Origin of the sequence: Acidovorax sp. (genome assembly GCF_027492855.1) — a bacterium.
GTDB lineage: Bacteria > Pseudomonadota > Gammaproteobacteria > Burkholderiales > Burkholderiaceae_C > Acidovorax.
This window is the reverse complement of the sequence record NZ_JAPUDY010000099.1, coordinates 191,279-206,006: the sequence shown is the minus strand read 5'-3', so window position 1 is coordinate 206,006 and position 14,728 is coordinate 191,279. Positions and strand designations below refer to the sequence as shown.

The 14,728-nt window shown below is 64.6% G+C and carries 15 protein-coding genes; 6 read left to right on the top strand and 9 right to left on the bottom strand.

What is annotated here, in order from left to right; genetic code table 11:
• Positions 1-109: 109 nt before the first annotated feature.
• The 4 genes from lnt to Q0105_RS19270 all read right to left on the bottom strand — a co-directional run bounded on the left by lnt (position 110) and on the right by Q0105_RS19270 (position 4,146).
• Positions 110-1,726: an apolipoprotein N-acyltransferase gene (lnt, locus tag Q0105_RS19285; RefSeq protein ID WP_298214098.1), complete on the bottom strand. Its 1,617-nt coding sequence runs from the start codon at positions 1,724-1,726 to the stop codon at positions 110-112.
• Positions 1,726-2,622, bottom strand: coding sequence for a transporter associated domain-containing protein (locus tag Q0105_RS19280; protein ID WP_298214096.1), 897 nt, complete (start codon positions 2,620-2,622; stop codon positions 1,726-1,728). The genes lnt and Q0105_RS19280 overlap by 1 nt, the downstream gene beginning before the upstream one ends.
• A gap of 93 nt (positions 2,623-2,715) precedes the next feature.
• Positions 2,716-3,456 (bottom strand): GNAT family N-acetyltransferase, encoded by a 741-nt coding sequence (locus Q0105_RS19275; protein WP_298214094.1) that lies wholly within the window; start codon positions 3,454-3,456, stop codon positions 2,716-2,718.
• 207 nt (positions 3,457-3,663) lie between these two features.
• Complete coding sequence (locus Q0105_RS19270; protein ID WP_298214092.1) at positions 3,664-4,146, bottom strand: Lrp/AsnC family transcriptional regulator; 483 nt, start codon at positions 4,144-4,146, stop codon at positions 3,664-3,666.
• A 165-nt stretch (positions 4,147-4,311) separates the two neighbouring features.
• On the opposite strand from Q0105_RS19270, the gene Q0105_RS19265 reads away from it, so the two are divergent.
• Together Q0105_RS19265 and Q0105_RS19260 are read left to right on the top strand one after the other, a co-directional pair.
• Positions 4,312-5,250, top strand: a complete 939-nt coding sequence (locus Q0105_RS19265; RefSeq protein WP_298214090.1) for a triacylglycerol lipase — start codon at positions 4,312-4,314, stop codon at positions 5,248-5,250.
• Between the two features lie 3 nt (positions 5,251-5,253).
• Positions 5,254-6,261 carry a lipase secretion chaperone gene (locus Q0105_RS19260; RefSeq protein WP_298214088.1) on the top strand — a complete coding sequence of 336 codons (1,008 nt, stop codon included), beginning with the start codon at positions 5,254-5,256 and terminating at the stop codon, positions 6,259-6,261.
• Positions 6,262-6,446: 185 nt separating this feature from the next.
• Here the strand turns inward: Q0105_RS19260 and Q0105_RS19255 are convergent, their stop codons facing one another.
• Positions 6,447-6,695, bottom strand: coding sequence for a hypothetical protein (locus tag Q0105_RS19255; RefSeq protein WP_298214086.1), 249 nt, complete (start codon positions 6,693-6,695; stop codon positions 6,447-6,449).
• 197 nt (positions 6,696-6,892) lie between these two features.
• Between Q0105_RS19255 and Q0105_RS19250 the strand changes: the two genes are divergently transcribed.
• The gene (locus tag Q0105_RS19250) at positions 6,893-7,834 is read left to right on the top strand and encodes a triacylglycerol lipase (protein ID WP_298214084.1); all 942 of its coding nucleotides are present in this window, start codon (positions 6,893-6,895) and stop codon (positions 7,832-7,834) included.
• A 3-nt stretch (positions 7,835-7,837) separates the two neighbouring features.
• Complete coding sequence (locus Q0105_RS19245) at positions 7,838-8,827, top strand: lipase secretion chaperone (protein WP_298214082.1); 990 nt, start codon at positions 7,838-7,840, stop codon at positions 8,825-8,827.
• 209 nt (positions 8,828-9,036) lie between these two features.
• On the opposite strand, the gene Q0105_RS19240 is transcribed toward Q0105_RS19245, so the two are convergent.
• From Q0105_RS19240 to Q0105_RS19230, 3 genes are all read right to left on the bottom strand, one after another.
• Positions 9,037-9,873, bottom strand: coding sequence for a pirin family protein (locus Q0105_RS19240; protein ID WP_298214080.1), 837 nt, complete (start codon positions 9,871-9,873; stop codon positions 9,037-9,039).
• Between the two features lie 489 nt (positions 9,874-10,362).
• The gene (locus Q0105_RS19235; RefSeq protein WP_298211681.1) at positions 10,363-10,659 is read right to left on the bottom strand and encodes a DUF4148 domain-containing protein; all 297 of its coding nucleotides are present in this window, start codon (positions 10,657-10,659) and stop codon (positions 10,363-10,365) included.
• Between the two features lie 64 nt (positions 10,660-10,723).
• The gene (locus tag Q0105_RS19230; protein WP_298207743.1) at positions 10,724-11,011 is read right to left on the bottom strand and encodes a DUF4148 domain-containing protein; all 288 of its coding nucleotides are present in this window, start codon (positions 11,009-11,011) and stop codon (positions 10,724-10,726) included.
• 492 nt (positions 11,012-11,503) lie between these two features.
• Between Q0105_RS19230 and hppD the strand changes: the two genes are divergently transcribed.
• Complete coding sequence (gene hppD / locus Q0105_RS19225; protein ID WP_298214078.1) at positions 11,504-12,625, top strand: 4-hydroxyphenylpyruvate dioxygenase; 1,122 nt, start codon at positions 11,504-11,506, stop codon at positions 12,623-12,625.
• A 12-nt stretch (positions 12,626-12,637) separates the two neighbouring features.
• Positions 12,638-13,483, top strand: coding sequence for a phenylalanine 4-monooxygenase (gene phhA / locus Q0105_RS19220; protein ID WP_298214076.1), 846 nt, complete (start codon positions 12,638-12,640; stop codon positions 13,481-13,483).
• Positions 13,484-13,506: 23 nt separating this feature from the next.
• Here the strand turns inward: phhA and Q0105_RS19215 are convergent, their stop codons facing one another.
• Complete coding sequence (locus Q0105_RS19215) at positions 13,507-14,673, bottom strand: mandelate racemase/muconate lactonizing enzyme family protein (RefSeq protein WP_298214074.1); 1,167 nt, start codon at positions 14,671-14,673, stop codon at positions 13,507-13,509.
• Between the last annotated feature and the right edge of the window lie 55 nt (positions 14,674-14,728).

The window sequence follows — 14,728 nt, the reverse complement described above, 5'->3', positions numbered from 1 at the left end:
CGCAAAAACAAGCCCCCGCTTGCAGGGCTCTATTATCAAGGCATAGAGAGCCAGCTCTAAAGAAGCATTTGCCAAGCCCTTCGCGCAGCCCGGCGGCGCCTGACCTGGATCAATGGCCGCGCACCGTGCGGACCCTGCGCGCCACCATGGCCCACACCAGCGCCAGCCCCCCCAGCGCCCACAGCGGCCACAGCCCCCAGCGGGCCACCCACCATGCATAGGGTGTGATCGCCCAGCCGCTGTCCGCGCTGAGCCCCCGGCCCTGCACCTCGCCCTTGAGCACGCCCCGCGTGTGGCGCGCCAGCTGGTGCGTGACCACGCCCCGGTGGTCGATGATGGCGGTGGCGCCGGTGTTGGTCGCGCGCACCATGGGGCGCTCGAACTCCAGCGCCCGCATGCGGCTGATGTGCAGGTGCTGGTCGATGGCCAGCGAGTCGCCAAACCAGCCGATGTTGCTGAAATTGACGAACACCGTGGGCGCCTGGGCCGGGTCGATGAAACGCGCGCCCAGTTCTTCGCCAAACAAATCCTCGTAGCAGATGTTGGGCGCAATGCGCTGGCCCGCCCACGCAAACGATGGCTGCCCCACGGCGCCCCGGTTGAAGTCGCCCAGCGGGATGTTCATCATGGCCGTGAACCACCTGAAAAACGGCGGAATGAACTCGCCAAACGGCACCAGGTGGTGCTTGTCGTAGCGGTAGGGGCCAGCTTGCGTGGCGGTGCTCATGCCCAGCACCGAGTTGGTGTAGCCCACCGCTTCATCGCCCAGCGGAATACCCACCAGCGCCGCCTGTTTACCTTGCGCATAGCGCTGCTGGATGCCTTCCAGGTAACCCGGAATAAGCTGCTGGGGCAGCAGCGGAATGGCGGTTTCGGGCGCCACCACCAGGTCGGCCTTGGCGCTGTGCAGCGCCTCTGCGTACCACTTCAGCGCCAACGGCACGCCGCTGCCGGACTGGAACTTTTCGTCTTGCGGAATATTGCCCTGCAGCAGCTCCAGGCTCAGGGCCGGTGGCGGGTGCTGCAGGGGGGTGTAGCAAAGGTTCACGGCGCAAAAACGGTCTGCCGTGGCCAGGGCCAGCGCCGCGCCCAACACCAGCAGCAGCGCCCACAGGCGCCCACGGCGCAGGTCGGGGCTGCGCACCTGCACCGCCCACATTGCCAGCACGGCAGCCACCGCCCCGATGCCATACACGCCCACATAGCGCGCCAGCGCCGCCAGGGGGCCATCAACATGCGCATAGCCGCCAGCGCCCCAGGGGAAGCCCGTCCACCAGATGCCCCGCGCCAGCTCCGCCGACAGCCAGAGCGCTCCGAAAAGAATAGCTGCTCCCGCTTTATGGACGGTCGCAAAGCGGCAAAACAATGCCAAGGCAGCGGCATAGTAGCTGCCCAGAAAGGCCGCCAGCCCCAACACCGCGGCCACCGCCAGCGGCGCGGGCAGGCCGCCGTAGGTATGCATCGAAATAAACAGCCACCAGAAAGTGCCTGATAGCCATGCCACGGCAAACACCCCGCCGATGAGCGCACCGCGCCGCCAAGGGATCGCCACGCCCGCCCCTGGCCGCACCAGCCAGGCCAACACGGCCATTGAGGCCAGTTGCAGCCACCACAGGGGCTCGCCGCTCCAGGGCCAGGCCAGCGACGCCGCCTGCGCCAGCCCAGCAGCCAGCGCAAGCAGCACCTGCAGCGGCCAGCGCATCGTCAACAAAGCGGCCCGCGACATCAACCGCCAGCGCTGTGGTGGTTGCCGCTGCTGCCGCTGTCTTCGACCTTGGACACCTTGAACCAGCGCACGGCGCCGCCCTTGGTGTGCAGCACCACGAAGTGCAGGCCGCCCAGTTGCAGGTGCTCGCCACGCTTGGGCACATGGCCCATTTCGTGGGCGATCAGGCCACCGATGGTGTCGAAGTCCTCGTCGGGGTCGCTGCAGTGGATCACGGTGTCGAAGGCTTCGCAGACCCGCTCGACGGAGGTGTCGCCGCTCACGCGGTAGGTGCGGTCGGCCAGGCCGAAGATGTCGCCGTCGTCCTCGGGGATGTCGAACTCGTCCTCGATCTCGCCCACGATCTGTTCGAGCACGTCCTCGATGGTGACGATCCCGGCCATGCGGCCGAACTCGTCGATCACGATGGCCAGGTGGTTGCGGTTGCCCCGGAACTCGCGCAGCAGGTCGTTCAGGCCCTTGCTCTCGGGCACAAACACCGCCGGGCGCAGCAGCGCGCGGATGTTCAGCTCGGGCGCCCGCTGCAGCTTGAGCAGGTCTTTGGCCATGAGGATGCCAATGATGTTCTCGCGCTCGCCCTGGTACACCGGAAACCGCGAATGCGCGGTGTTGATGACCAGGTTCAGCATCTCGTCGTAAGGCGCGTCGATGTTGACGAGGTCCATGCGGGGCGCGGCCACCATCACGTCGCCCGCCGTCATGTCAGCCATGCGGATGACGCGCTCCAGCATCACACGCGACTCGGCGCCAATGACCTCGTTGTCTTCGGCCTCGGCCAGGGTACCAATGAGTTCTTCCGTGGAATCTGGCCCAGGGTGAATGAACTCGGCCACTTTCTGCAGAAAGGTGCGCTTGTCTTCCTTTTCGGGCGGTCGCCCGGGGTGCGGATCAGACACTGTCGTGGAGGCAGGACGTGCGGTAGTGGATCAAGCCCCTAGGATAGCGGATTGTGGTGACACGGGCCTGCACGCAGGCGCAGGCCCGAGCCCTTACTCGGCCGACTGGTGGCGCGCTTTCTGCACGCCGCTGCGTACTTCCTGCACGCCAGCCAGAAAGTCCCAGAACTGCTTGGCCTGCTTCTTGAGCTGGTAATCCACCTCGGCGTACTGCTGCTCCACGATCTCGGCCATGCGCGTATCGAAGCTGGCGGGCGGCAACTGCAGATAGGCCTCGGACTCCGAGCCGTCGCGGCGCACCGTGGCACCGGCGTTGCGGGCGATCTTGAGCATGGCCGTGTTTTCAGACAGCGCATGGATGAACACCATGTTCACGCCTTCGTTGCGGGCATGCATCACGGCACGCTCGAACAAGCGGGCGCCAAAGCCACGGCCACGGGCTTGCTTGAGCACCGACACACCGAACTCGGCGCAGTGTTTGTGCTCGGGGTGCTCGGAAAAAGCCAGATGCGCCATGGCAATCAGCTCGAGGCGGCGGTTGTAGATGCCAAAGATCTCGTCGCGATCGAAATCAAGGTGCTCGGCGTAGCGGCGGATCTGATCGTCATTGGCGGCGTAGCCAAAACGCAGATAGCGGTCTTCGGGCTCCAGCTGAAGCAGATGCAGGGCAATCCGCTCACGGTACGTGGGCCCCAGGGCGCGGATAGGAACCATCACGGGCACCTCCTGCTTGGTACGGACGTCACCGGTAGAGGAAGGGCTGCCCGTCATCGGGCGCAGCATGTCCCGGCCGGCGTACCAGGATGCCTTGAGCCAGTCTTTGGTTGCTAACATGGCATGTACTGTAAGGGTTTTCCCTGGTCATTTCCAGCCTATTTTGTTGCGCTGCAACAAAATAGTGACCCTCCTCAAAAACCAAAGAAAATAGGGCATAGCGCTGGTGGTAATTGGCTTTTTTGCTCTCAATATCAGAGCATTTCACAGCCCCGCCAGCCCTCCCACACCAGGTGCGCTGCAGTTCAGCCCCGTGCAGCCACCCACTCACACCGGTACCGCCGTGGTCGCCTTCACGCGGTCGAGCACAAAACTGGTCTTGCAGTCCTGCACGCTGGGGTGCTTGAGCAGTGTGTCCATGATGAAACGGCTGTAGTGCGCCATGTCGGCCACCACCACACGCAGCAGGTAATCCATCTCGCCCGTGAGCGACGCGCACTCCACCACCTCGGGCCAGGTCTGCACGCTGGCGCGGAACAGGTCCATGGGGTTGCGCTTGTGGCTTTCGGTGTGCTTTTCGAGCCGCACGTTGAGGTAGGCCGTAAGGCCCAGGCCCACGGCTTCGGGCTGCACCAGGGCCACGTAGCGGTGAATCACGCCGCTGTCTTCCAACCGCTTGACGCGGCGCAGCACGGCGCTGGGCGACAGGCCTACCTGCTCACCGATGACGTCATAGGTTTCGCGCCCGTTGTCTTGCAGGCGGCGCAGGATGGCCCTGTCCAGCTTGTCGAGTGCGTTGATACCGGTCATGACGCAGGATTTTACGGAACTACGCGCACTTGGTGCAGCCTTTGGCGCGGGCACGGGTATGTCCCGATAGTGGCTCGGCGGGTGCAATACAAAAATTGATCTCGCAAAATAGAACGACCGTTCGTTTTTGCGCACATAAAAAACCACATCAACGGAGACAAACACATGAACGGATTTTTCAGCCGCCTGCTGCGGCGACTCGCGCTGGCGGGCACGGCCGCACTGCTGCTTGTGGGCGCCCCTGCGCAGGCACAAAGCGGCTACACCCAGACCCGCTACCCCATCGTGCTCGTGCACGGGCTTTTCGGCTTTGATTCTGCCCTGGGCATCGACTACTTCTACGGCATCCCCGATGCCCTGCGCCAGAGCGGCGCAAAGGTCTATGTGGCCCAGGTGTCGGCGGCCAACAGCACCGAGGTGCGGGGCGAACAACTGTTGGCCCAGGTCAAGACCATCATGGCCATGACCGGCGCGCCCAAGGTCAACCTGATCGGGCACTCGCACGGCGGCCCCACCACCCGCTATGTGGCGGGCGTGGCACCGCAACTGGTTGCGTCCGTCACCTCCATCGGCGGCGTGAACAAGGGTTCGCGCGTGGCCGACATCGTGCGCGGCGTGGCGCCTGCGGGCTCCGTGTCGGAGACCCTGGCCAATGGCGCGGCAACGGCGCTGGTGACACTCATCAACCTGGTCTCTGGCGGCTCGGGCCTGCCCCAGGCGCCCACGGCGGCCATGAACTCGCTCACCACTGCGGGTTCGGCGGCCTTCAATAGCCGCTTTCCGCAGGCCGTGCCCAGCGGCTGTGGCAGCGGGGCCGAGCTGGTCAACGGCGTGCGCTACTACTCGTGGACGGGCACCAAGCCCCTGACCAACGTGCTCGACGCCAGCGACGGCCTGCTCAGCGTGCTGAGCCTGGTGTTCGGCGAGGCCAATGACGGCCTGGTGTCGGCCTGCTCGTCACGCCTGGGCAAACACCTGGGCGACTACCGCCAGAACCATCTGGACGAGGTGAACCAGTTGCTCGGCCTGCGTGACTGGTTCTCGACCGACCCCGTGACGCTGTATCGCCAGCACGCCAACCGCCTCAAGCAACAAGGCCTGTAAGCCATGGCAGTAATACGCTCTCGCGCCTGGGCGGCAGCCGCCGTGGCCCTCACCATCGCCTCGGCCGCCGTGGTCTGGTGGCTGGCGGGCTCGGGGGCATGGCCCGGAGCGGGGGAGCGGTCCGAGGGACCGGTCGGCGCGGCCACCGCGCCGACCGGCACCCAAGGCTTGCAAACACCTGCGCAGGGTGCGGATACGGGCACCTTCGCCCGCCGCACCGCCAACGCAGGCGGCACCACAGCCGACCCGCTGCTGGTCACCGGCCTGCGCGACAAGATTGAAGCCCTGCTGTTCGAAGCGGGCGACGCTGACGACCCGGCCACGCTCAAGCAGCGCCTGGCCGGGCTGATCGGCAAGCACTTTCCGCCAGACCTGGCCACGCGTGCGCTGGCCATGGCCGAGCGTTATGTGGACTACCGCGTGGCCCTGGGCCAATTGCGTGCGCCGAAGGATTTGACCGATCCGCGCGCTCTGCGCGATGCCATGGAGGCCCGCCACAAGGTGCGTTTGCAGTTTTTTGACGACGCCGAATACGACGCCCTTTTTGCCCGCGAGGCGGAGCTGGACCGCTACACCCTGGCGCGCCTGGAGATCGCCCGCAACCCAAGCCTCACCCCCGCGCAGCGGGCCGAGGCGCTGCAGGCCGCTGACAGTGAGATGCCCCAAGAGCGCCGCGCCGAACGCCGTGCCGCTACCGAACACATGGCCGCCGCCGCACAGACCGCCGCCTTCAACGCCCAGAACGCCGACGACTACACGCGCCACGCTGCCCGCAGCGCGCAATATGGCGAGCCCGCCGCACGCGCGCTGGCCCAGCTCGACCGCGAAGAGCAAAACTGGCAACGGCGCCTGGACCTGTACAGCGAGGCCCGCGCCCAACAAGGCGAACAAAGCCCCGCGTTGCGGCAACTGCGCCAGCAGCTCTTCTCACCCGAAGAGCAGCAGCGCATCGACGCCGCCCTGGCATTGCGCAGGCTCAACGCGGGCACCGGCAACAGCTCGGGCTCCTAGAGCGGAGCGATGGGTTTGCAGGAGATGGAAAGGGGCAAAACTTGCCCCCGCATCCCGAAGCAGCAAGTCATCGATAGCGATCAGCGTACGTAAATCACCCCCCGCTTAACCCCCCGTTGCGGCTCCGGCGCATCCATTGATCCCCGATGGCGCCCCAACGCAGCCCTGAAAACCCTGAAAAAAGATCAAGGCGCCTTGCAGCCACGCACGCTCGGGGGCCTGAGCGGCGTGCCCATGATGAAGCAGCCGTGCAACGCGCAGCAGGTCGCCATCCCCCGGCCCATGCCCTGCAGGCGACGCAGGGTGGTTTTGTACAGGTTGAAATTGTCCAGGGAGTCGCTGCACGAACCGAGCAGGCCAAGTGTGCGCTGCGAATCGGGATGGACTGCAAGGCCTCCCGAGGTTGAAAACGCAAACGGCGCGGCGATTCGCATGGTTTTTTCCTGGTGCGTCAATACCGCCCCTAGCACGAAATTTCACGAAATCAGGCGCACTTCATGGCCCTCTCCGCGAGCAAGGGTTTACCTTAGTAGTGGCTCTACGGGCAAAACAACAAGATCGGCCCCGCAAAAAGAACGCGCGTCCATTTTTTTGCGGTCACAACGATTCACAACATCACCGGAGAAAAGACATGATCGGATTTTTCAGCCGCCTGCTGCGGCGGCTTGCGCTCGCGACCACGGCCGCAGTGCTGCTTATTGGCACCCCTGCACAAGCGCAAAGCAACGACTACACCCAGACCCGCTACCCCATCGTGCTCGTGCACGGCATCTACGGTTTTGATTCCGCCTTGGGCATCGACTATTTCTACGGCATCCCCGATGCCCTGCGCCAAGGCGGCGCAACGGTCCATGTGGCACAAGTGTCGGCCGTCAACAGCTCCGAGGTGCGGGGCGAGCAGCTACTCACCCAGGTCAAGACCATCATCGCCATGACCGGTGCAACCAAAGTCAACCTGATCGGGCATTCACAAGGCGCCACCACCGTCCGCTACGTGGCAGGCGTGGCACCCGAATTGGTGGCGTCCGTCACCTCCGTGGGTGGCAACAACAGGGGCTCGCGTGTGGCCGATCTCGTGGCCGAGGCCACACCAGAAGGCTCCGTGGCCTCAGCCATTGCCACCAGCGCAAACTACGCTCTTGCGGCGCTCATCAACCTGGTCTCTGGCGGCACGGGCCTGCCTCAGCTGCCTGCAGGAGCGCTGAACTCGCTCACCACGGCTGGCCTGGCTGAATTCAACAGCCGCTTTCCACAAGCCGTCCCCAGCGACTGCGGAAACGGGCCTGCGTTGGTGAACGGCGTGCGCTACTACTCGTGGACAGGCATCCAGCCCGTGACCAACGTGCTGGACCCCAGCGATGCCCTGCTCGGCGTATTGGGCCTGGTGTTCGGCGAACCCAACGACGGCCTGGTGCCGGCCTGCTCATCGCGTCTGGGCGAGCACCTGGGCGACTACCGCCAGAACCATCTGGACGAAGTCAATCAGCTGCTGGGCCTGCGCGACTGGCTCGCCACGGACCCCGTGACGCTGTACCGCCAGCACGCCAACCGCCTCAAGCAACAAGGCCTGTAAAAAATGGCGCCCCGTTCCCGCGCCGCCGCCGCAGCGGCCCTGGCGGCCGCTGCGGCGGCCATCGTCTGGTGGCTGATGGGCACGGCGGCGTGGCCCGGAGCGGGTGGACGGCCTGCGGGGCCGACCGGTGTGCAGGCCGACTCCCAAGGCCTGTCATTGTCCGAACGCGACGTCGATGCCGACACTTTGGCGCGCCGCCACCTCAGCAATGCAGGCGGCACCACCGACCCGCTGCTGGTCACCGGCCTGCGCGACAAGATTGAAGCCCTGCTGTTCGAAGCGGGCGACGCTGACGACCCGGCCACGCTCAAGCAGCGCCTGGCCGGGCTGATCGGCAAGCACTTTCCGCCAGACCTGGCCACGCGTGCGCTGGCCATGGCCGAGCGTTATGTGGACTACCGCGTGGCCCTGGGCCAATTGCGTGCGCCGAAGGATTTGACCGATCCGCGCGCTCTGCGCGATGCCATGGAGGCCCGCCACAAGGTGCGTTTGCAGTTTTTTGACGACGCCGAATACGACGCCCTTTTTGCCCGCGAGGCGGAGCTGGACCGCTACACCCTGGCGCGCCTGGAGATCGCCCGCAACCCAAGCCTCACCCCCGCGCAGCGGGCCGAGGCGCTGCAGGCCGCTGACAGTGAGATGCCCCAAGAGCGCCGCGCCGAACGCCGTGCCGCTACCGAACACATGGCCGCCGCCGCACAGACCGCCGCCTTCAACGCCCAGAACGCCGACGACTACACGCGCCACGCTGCCCGCAGCGCGCAATATGGCGAGCCCGCCGCACGCGCGCTGGCCCAGCTCGACCGCGAAGAGCAAAACTGGCAACGGCGCCTGGACCTGTACAGCGAGGCCCGCGCCCAACAAGGCGAACAAAGCCCCGCGTTGCGGCAACTGCGCCAGCAGCTCTTCTCACCCGAAGAGCAGCAGCGCATCGACGCGGCTTTGGCTTTGCGCAAACTCAACGCGGGCTCTAGCCGCGGCTCGGGGTCCTAGTGGCGGAGCCGTGGCCTGGACGTGCGCGCAGGTGAATAGGTAGCCGCAAGCCCAATGCTACTATATTGATAGCTATTTGCGCTTGATAGATAAGCGCTAGAGGCCATTTTTGGCACAAAACTTCAGCGCATCGCGGTGAATCCAGGGGCGAGAAAAGCAAGACCGGAACCTCGCCTCTACCCCCGGTATCCGGTGCACGGCCACCTGGCTCAAAAAGGAACGCCTTCCAACTGCCCCATCTTGCCGCTGAGGAAGTCCCGCCGGGCCTGCTCGGCATGTTCGGGCGTGTCCATCACGAACGGGCCTGCAAACACCAACGCCCCCTCCACCGGCACGCCGCCGAGCACCGCCACATCGGCAGGGCGCTCTGGTGTCGCCGTGAGGGTGATCCGGTCCCCAGGGCCAAACACTGCCAGCGCGCCCGGTCTCAGGGCCTTGCCGCCCAGGCCTTCGATAGCGCCGTCCAGCACATAGGCACCGAGCTCCCTGGCGCTGATCTCCAGTTCGACCCGCGCACCCGCCTGCAGGTGCACATGCGCAAACACGGTCGGCGTTGCGGTGACCATCGGCCCCGTCACGGCGTTGACCGTGCCCGCAATGACACGCACGACGGCGCCTGGCAGCTCGATTTCAGGAATGTCCGCGGCCCGGAACGAGGTGTACGCGGGGTCCACAAACTTCATCGCCGGTGGCAGGCTGGTCCACAACTGCAGGCCGTGGCGCCCGCCGCCGGGTTGTTCGGCATGCAGCATGCCGCGACCAGCGCGGATCAACTGCGCGTCGCGCGGGCCCAGGTGGTCGCGAAAGCCAAGGCTGTCGCGGTGCTCGACCTCACCGTCCAGCAGGTAACTGATGACCTCGATGCCGGCATGCGGATGCGGCTTGTCACCGATGCCGCGCCGGCTCTGGTGCCGGTAGTGATCGGCGAACACGAAGGGGCCGAGCGAGGGGCGCTCCTGCAAGGGCAGCGCACGCCACAAACGCATGTCGCCGTCGTCGATCACGCTGTCGGCGGGGATGATGGTGTCGATGTGGCGTTGGGTCATGCTGTACCTCGTTCGTGTTCGTGGACAGGGCTGCGTGGACAGCCAGCAGCCACCGATGCTGATGATGATCTTACTGAAGGCGGCATGTCCCCGGCCAGCGCCGTCCATTCACGGAAACTTCGGCGCCCGCTTCTCTTCTCGATGAAGGCGCGCGCGGCAGCCGCTTGGTCATGAGCGCACATGCAGAAGTCAAGGCTTGTCTTCGGCCTCTCGGAAGCCCGCCATGGCGTTGCTCTGGGGTTTAGTGATCAAAATGGGCTCTACCGCTTATTTATCAAGCGCAAACAGCTATCAATACTATAGCAATAGATTCATCCATAGAAGCATGCGCCACTGAGGCCATCCCCCCAAACAAAAAGGGCTCCCCAAAGGAAGCCCAGTCTGCTTGGCATCAGTGCGGGGGGCTAAAAACACTCCCCATGGCAGCAGCACCCACGACCGTGAAATGCCACCACCATGGGAAGGCCCGCAACTGCGTCAATTCCTCAATTACATGATGGTGCCGATTTCGCCCGAAGGAATCTGGCCTGTGCGCACAGCCTCAGCAGCCAGTGCACGCACGGCAGAGCGGTCAGCCGTGGACGAATAAGTCACCACACGCGAACCAGCAGGTTCTTGGCTGCGGGTCTGGGCCACGGTAGAGGCTTCGGCAGCCACTTCAGCGCGGGTGCGGTTGGTGTCGAACTGCAGGGCAAATTGCGAGCCATCGGCTTCATCGGCCATAGCGCCAAAAGAAGCGAAAGCAGCCACAGCGGCGAGCGAGAGGAAACGTGCGGTCTTGTTCATGGTGATACTCCAGTGAAATTCAAAAAATAGGGTTCTTCAACTCAACAGTCAGAGGGCAAAGGGCTTAGCCCAGCTCACCCGAAGGAATCTGGCCCGTGCGCACGGCTTCGGCAGCCTGGGCACGCACGGCAGAGCGGTCAGCCGTGGATTGGTATGTCGTCACACGCGAACCGGCTGGCTCGATGGAGCGGGTCTGGGCGACGGTAGAAGCTTCGGCAGCCACTTCAGCGCGGGTGCGGTTGGTTTCAAACTGGGTAGCGAATTGCGAGCCATCGGCTTCGTCAGCGTAGGCACCGAAAGAAGCGAAAGCGGCAACAGCGGCGATGGAGAGGAAACGTGCGGTCGTGTTCATGATCAAAGTCCTTAAAGTTAAAAAAGCGTCTCAAAAAAACCAGGGGCAAACCAACTAAGAAAACTGCCTCAACCCTGGGTTCGGTGAGTCGCCTTGCGGGTTCGGCTCATCGATGGGTTGAACTGTACGCCGATGGAGTTCAGAGAAAAACCATTCAGTCACGAACTGACTGTTCTGGATATCGAAACAATCCGCGGCAAGGGGATGGGTCAGCGCTCAGTGCGGCGCGGCGGTTGTGGATGGCACGGTCTGCTTTTAGGGGCGCACGAAGCTCGGCGTGATTGGCGGCGCTTTTTGCATTGAAGGTGCTGCCAGCACGCTATTGGCCGGGATCAAAACAGTCGCAGCGCGCTTTCAACTTGCGCCAAAATTTGATCATTCACAAAATTCCTGCAAATCAATGCCTCATGACACTTGATTTCGCCAGAAACATGAGGCAGTACGCGCCTACAGTTCATGACATTCATCAACAACGAATGCCGGAGACACCCCATGACCGCAGCACTGCCGCAACAAACCACCGCCCAACTCGAAGCCTGGGACAACCCCATGGGCCTGATGGGCTTCGAGTTCGTCGAATTCACCTCGCCCACGCCCGGCGTGCTGGAGGCGGTGTTTGAAAAGCTGGGTTTCACGCTCGTGGCCAAGCACCGCTCCAAGGACGTGGTGCTGTACCGCCAGAACGGCATCAACTTCATCCTCAACCGCGAACCCCACAGCCAGGCCGCCTATTTCGGCGCCGAGCACGGCCCCTCGGCCTGCGGCCTGGCGTTTCGCGTGAAGGATGCACACAAGGCCTACAACCGCGCGCTGGAGTTGGGCGCTCAGCCCATCGAAATCCCCACCGGCCCCATGGAGCTGCGCCTGCCCGCCATCAAGGGCATTGGCGGCGCGCCGCTGTACCTGATCGACCGTTTTGAAGACGGCAAGTCCATCTACGACATCGACTTCGAGTTCATCGACGGTGTGGACCGCCGCCCTGCAGGCCACGGCCTGAACCTCATCGACCACCTCACGCACAACGTGTACCGGGGTCGCATGGGCTTCTGGGCCAATTTCTACGAGAAGCTGTTCGGCTTCCGCGAAATCCGCTACTTCGACATCCAGGGCGAATACACGGGCCTCACCTCCAAGGCCATGACCGCGCCGGACGGCAAGATCCGCATCCCGCTGAACGAAGAAGCCAAGCAAGGTGGCGGCCAGATCGAAGAGTTCCTCATGCAGTTCAACGGCGAAGGCATCCAGCACATCGCGCTGATCTGCGACAACCTGCTCGAAGTGGTGGACAAGCTGGGCCTGGCTGGCGTGCCGCTGGCCACCGCGCCCAACGATGTCTATTACGGCAATCTGGACACCCGCCTGCCCGGCCACGGCCAGCCCGTGCCCGAGCTGCAGTCGCGCGGCATTTTGCTGGACGGCACCACCGCCGACGGCACACCGCGCCTGCTGCTGCAAATCTTCTCCACCCCCATGCTGGGCCCGGTGTTCTTCGAGTTCATCCAGCGCGAGGGCGACTACCGCGACGGTTTTGGCGAAGGCAACTTCAAGGCGCTGTTCGAGTCGCTGGAGCGCGACCAGATCCAGCGCGGCGTGATCGACACCAAAAAGCCCTGAGCGGAGCACGCCATGGCCGTCGAACCCGTTGTCTATGGCGCCAGCGAGCGCCCTCCGCGCGGCGATTACAGCCGCGCATCCGCCGACTACACCTGCCCGCAGAACTTTGCGGCCTACACCGAGGCAGACCACGACACCTACCGGCGCCTGTACGAGCGCCAGGTGGCCCTGCTGCCCGGTCTTGCCAGCGATGCCTTCATCGCCGCCCTGCCCTCGCTGGGCGAGAGCGACCGCATTCCGCGCTTCGAAGAGGTGAATGAGCGCCTGTACAAAGCCACCGGCTGGGAGCTGGTGGGCGTGCCGGGCCTGATCCCCGAGGTGCCGTTCTTCACGCTGCTGGCCAACCGCAAGTTCCCGGTGACGGACTGGATCCGCAAGCCCGAGGAGTTCGAGTACATCGTCGAGCCGGACATTTTTCATGACCTGTTTGGCCATGTGCCGCTGCTGTTCAACCCGGTGTTTGCCGACTACGTGCAGCGCTACGGCCAGGGCGGACTCAAGGCCCAGGGCCTGGGCTCCTGCGAGATGCTGAGCCGCCTGTACTGGTACACCATCGAGTTCGGCCTGATCCGCGAAGCGCAGGGCCTGCGGGCCTATGGTGCGGGCATCTTGAGCTCATCGGGCGAGTTGGCCTATTCGGTGCAAAGCCCTGAGCCCCAGCGCCTGCCGCTGCAGTTGGAGCGCACCATGCGCACCCGCTACAAGATCGACACCTACCAGCAGACCTATTTCGTGATCGACAGCTTCGAGCAGCTCTTCGACATGACGGCAGCGGACTTTGCGCCCATCTACGAGCGGCTGCGCAACCAGCCCGAATTCGCGGCCGACCAGCGCACGCCCGAGGCGCAGACGGCGTAGGCAGCGTAGGCGATATAGGCGAATCACCGGCCTGACCGGCACAGATCGCGCAGTTGTGCCAGGTCGGGCTCCACGCCCAGGCCTGCTGCGTCCCCAAGGCTGGCCTTGCCGTCAACGATCGTATTCAGGGCCGGGCTGAGCACGGTGCGCAGCGGGTTCTCGTTGGAGTCGATTTCGAGCATGCCCCCGGCACGCCCCCGGGCCGCCAGCACATGCGCCGAAGCGAGTTGGCCGATGCCTGCGCCCAGAAAATGCGGGCAGTAGCACAGCGCTGCATCATGAATCCTGTCGATCACCGGCAAGCAGCCCGACACCCCGCCCCACTTGGCCAGGTCCGGCTGCACCACCGCCAGCGCCCAACTGGCGATCATGGTGTTGAAGGCCTCCGGGCCGATCAGGTTCTCGCCGCCTGCAAGCGGGATGTGGGTGCTCTCCGCCAGCCGGGTCCATTCCGCCACGGGGCGGTCGGCGCGCAGCGGCTCCTCCAGCCATGTGGGTGCGAAGTCGCGCAGGCGATCTGTCATCCGCAGCGCGCCCTCCAGGTCCCAGGCCTGGTTGGCATCCAGCATGAATGGGGTGCCCGCAGGCAGGCTTGAGTGCACCGCCGTGACGTTGGCAATGTCCCTGTCGTCACCAAACCCGATCTTGAGCTTGAACGCGCGGTACCCCTCGGCCTGTTTGGCCAGCACCGTGTCTTGCGGGCGGTCGGGGTTGATGCCGCTTGCGTAAACATCGACCACCCCTGACACACCGCCCAAAAACCGCCACAGCGGCACACCCGCCCGGCGCGACAGCAGATCCCACACCGCCAGATCCACACCCGCGACCACCTGCGCGAGGGGCCCCGGCTCGCCAGACTGGATGGCCAGCACCGCCGTGCGCGCGCTCATTCGCTCAAAAGCGGCCTGCGCCGAACCAAATGCTTGCCCCACTACCAACGGCGCCACGACGGTTTCGAGAAGGCGGGCACGGTGTTCCGCGCCGCAGCCCGGAAAGTTGCACCAGATCTCGCCCCAGCCCACGGCGCCATCTGCATCCTCGGCCCGCACCAGCACGGCCGGCCGGTCGTGCATGGTGCCAAACGAGGTCTGGACAGGGCGCACGACGGGCCAGCGCAGGACGAAGGCCTCCACACGCGCCAAGGTGAAAGGCTGGGTGACCAAGGAGGTCGAGGCATCCGGGTTTTCCATGGAAATACATTTGAAGTGATGGTCTATAGTATGTTTATCACTTCAAGCGTGCAAC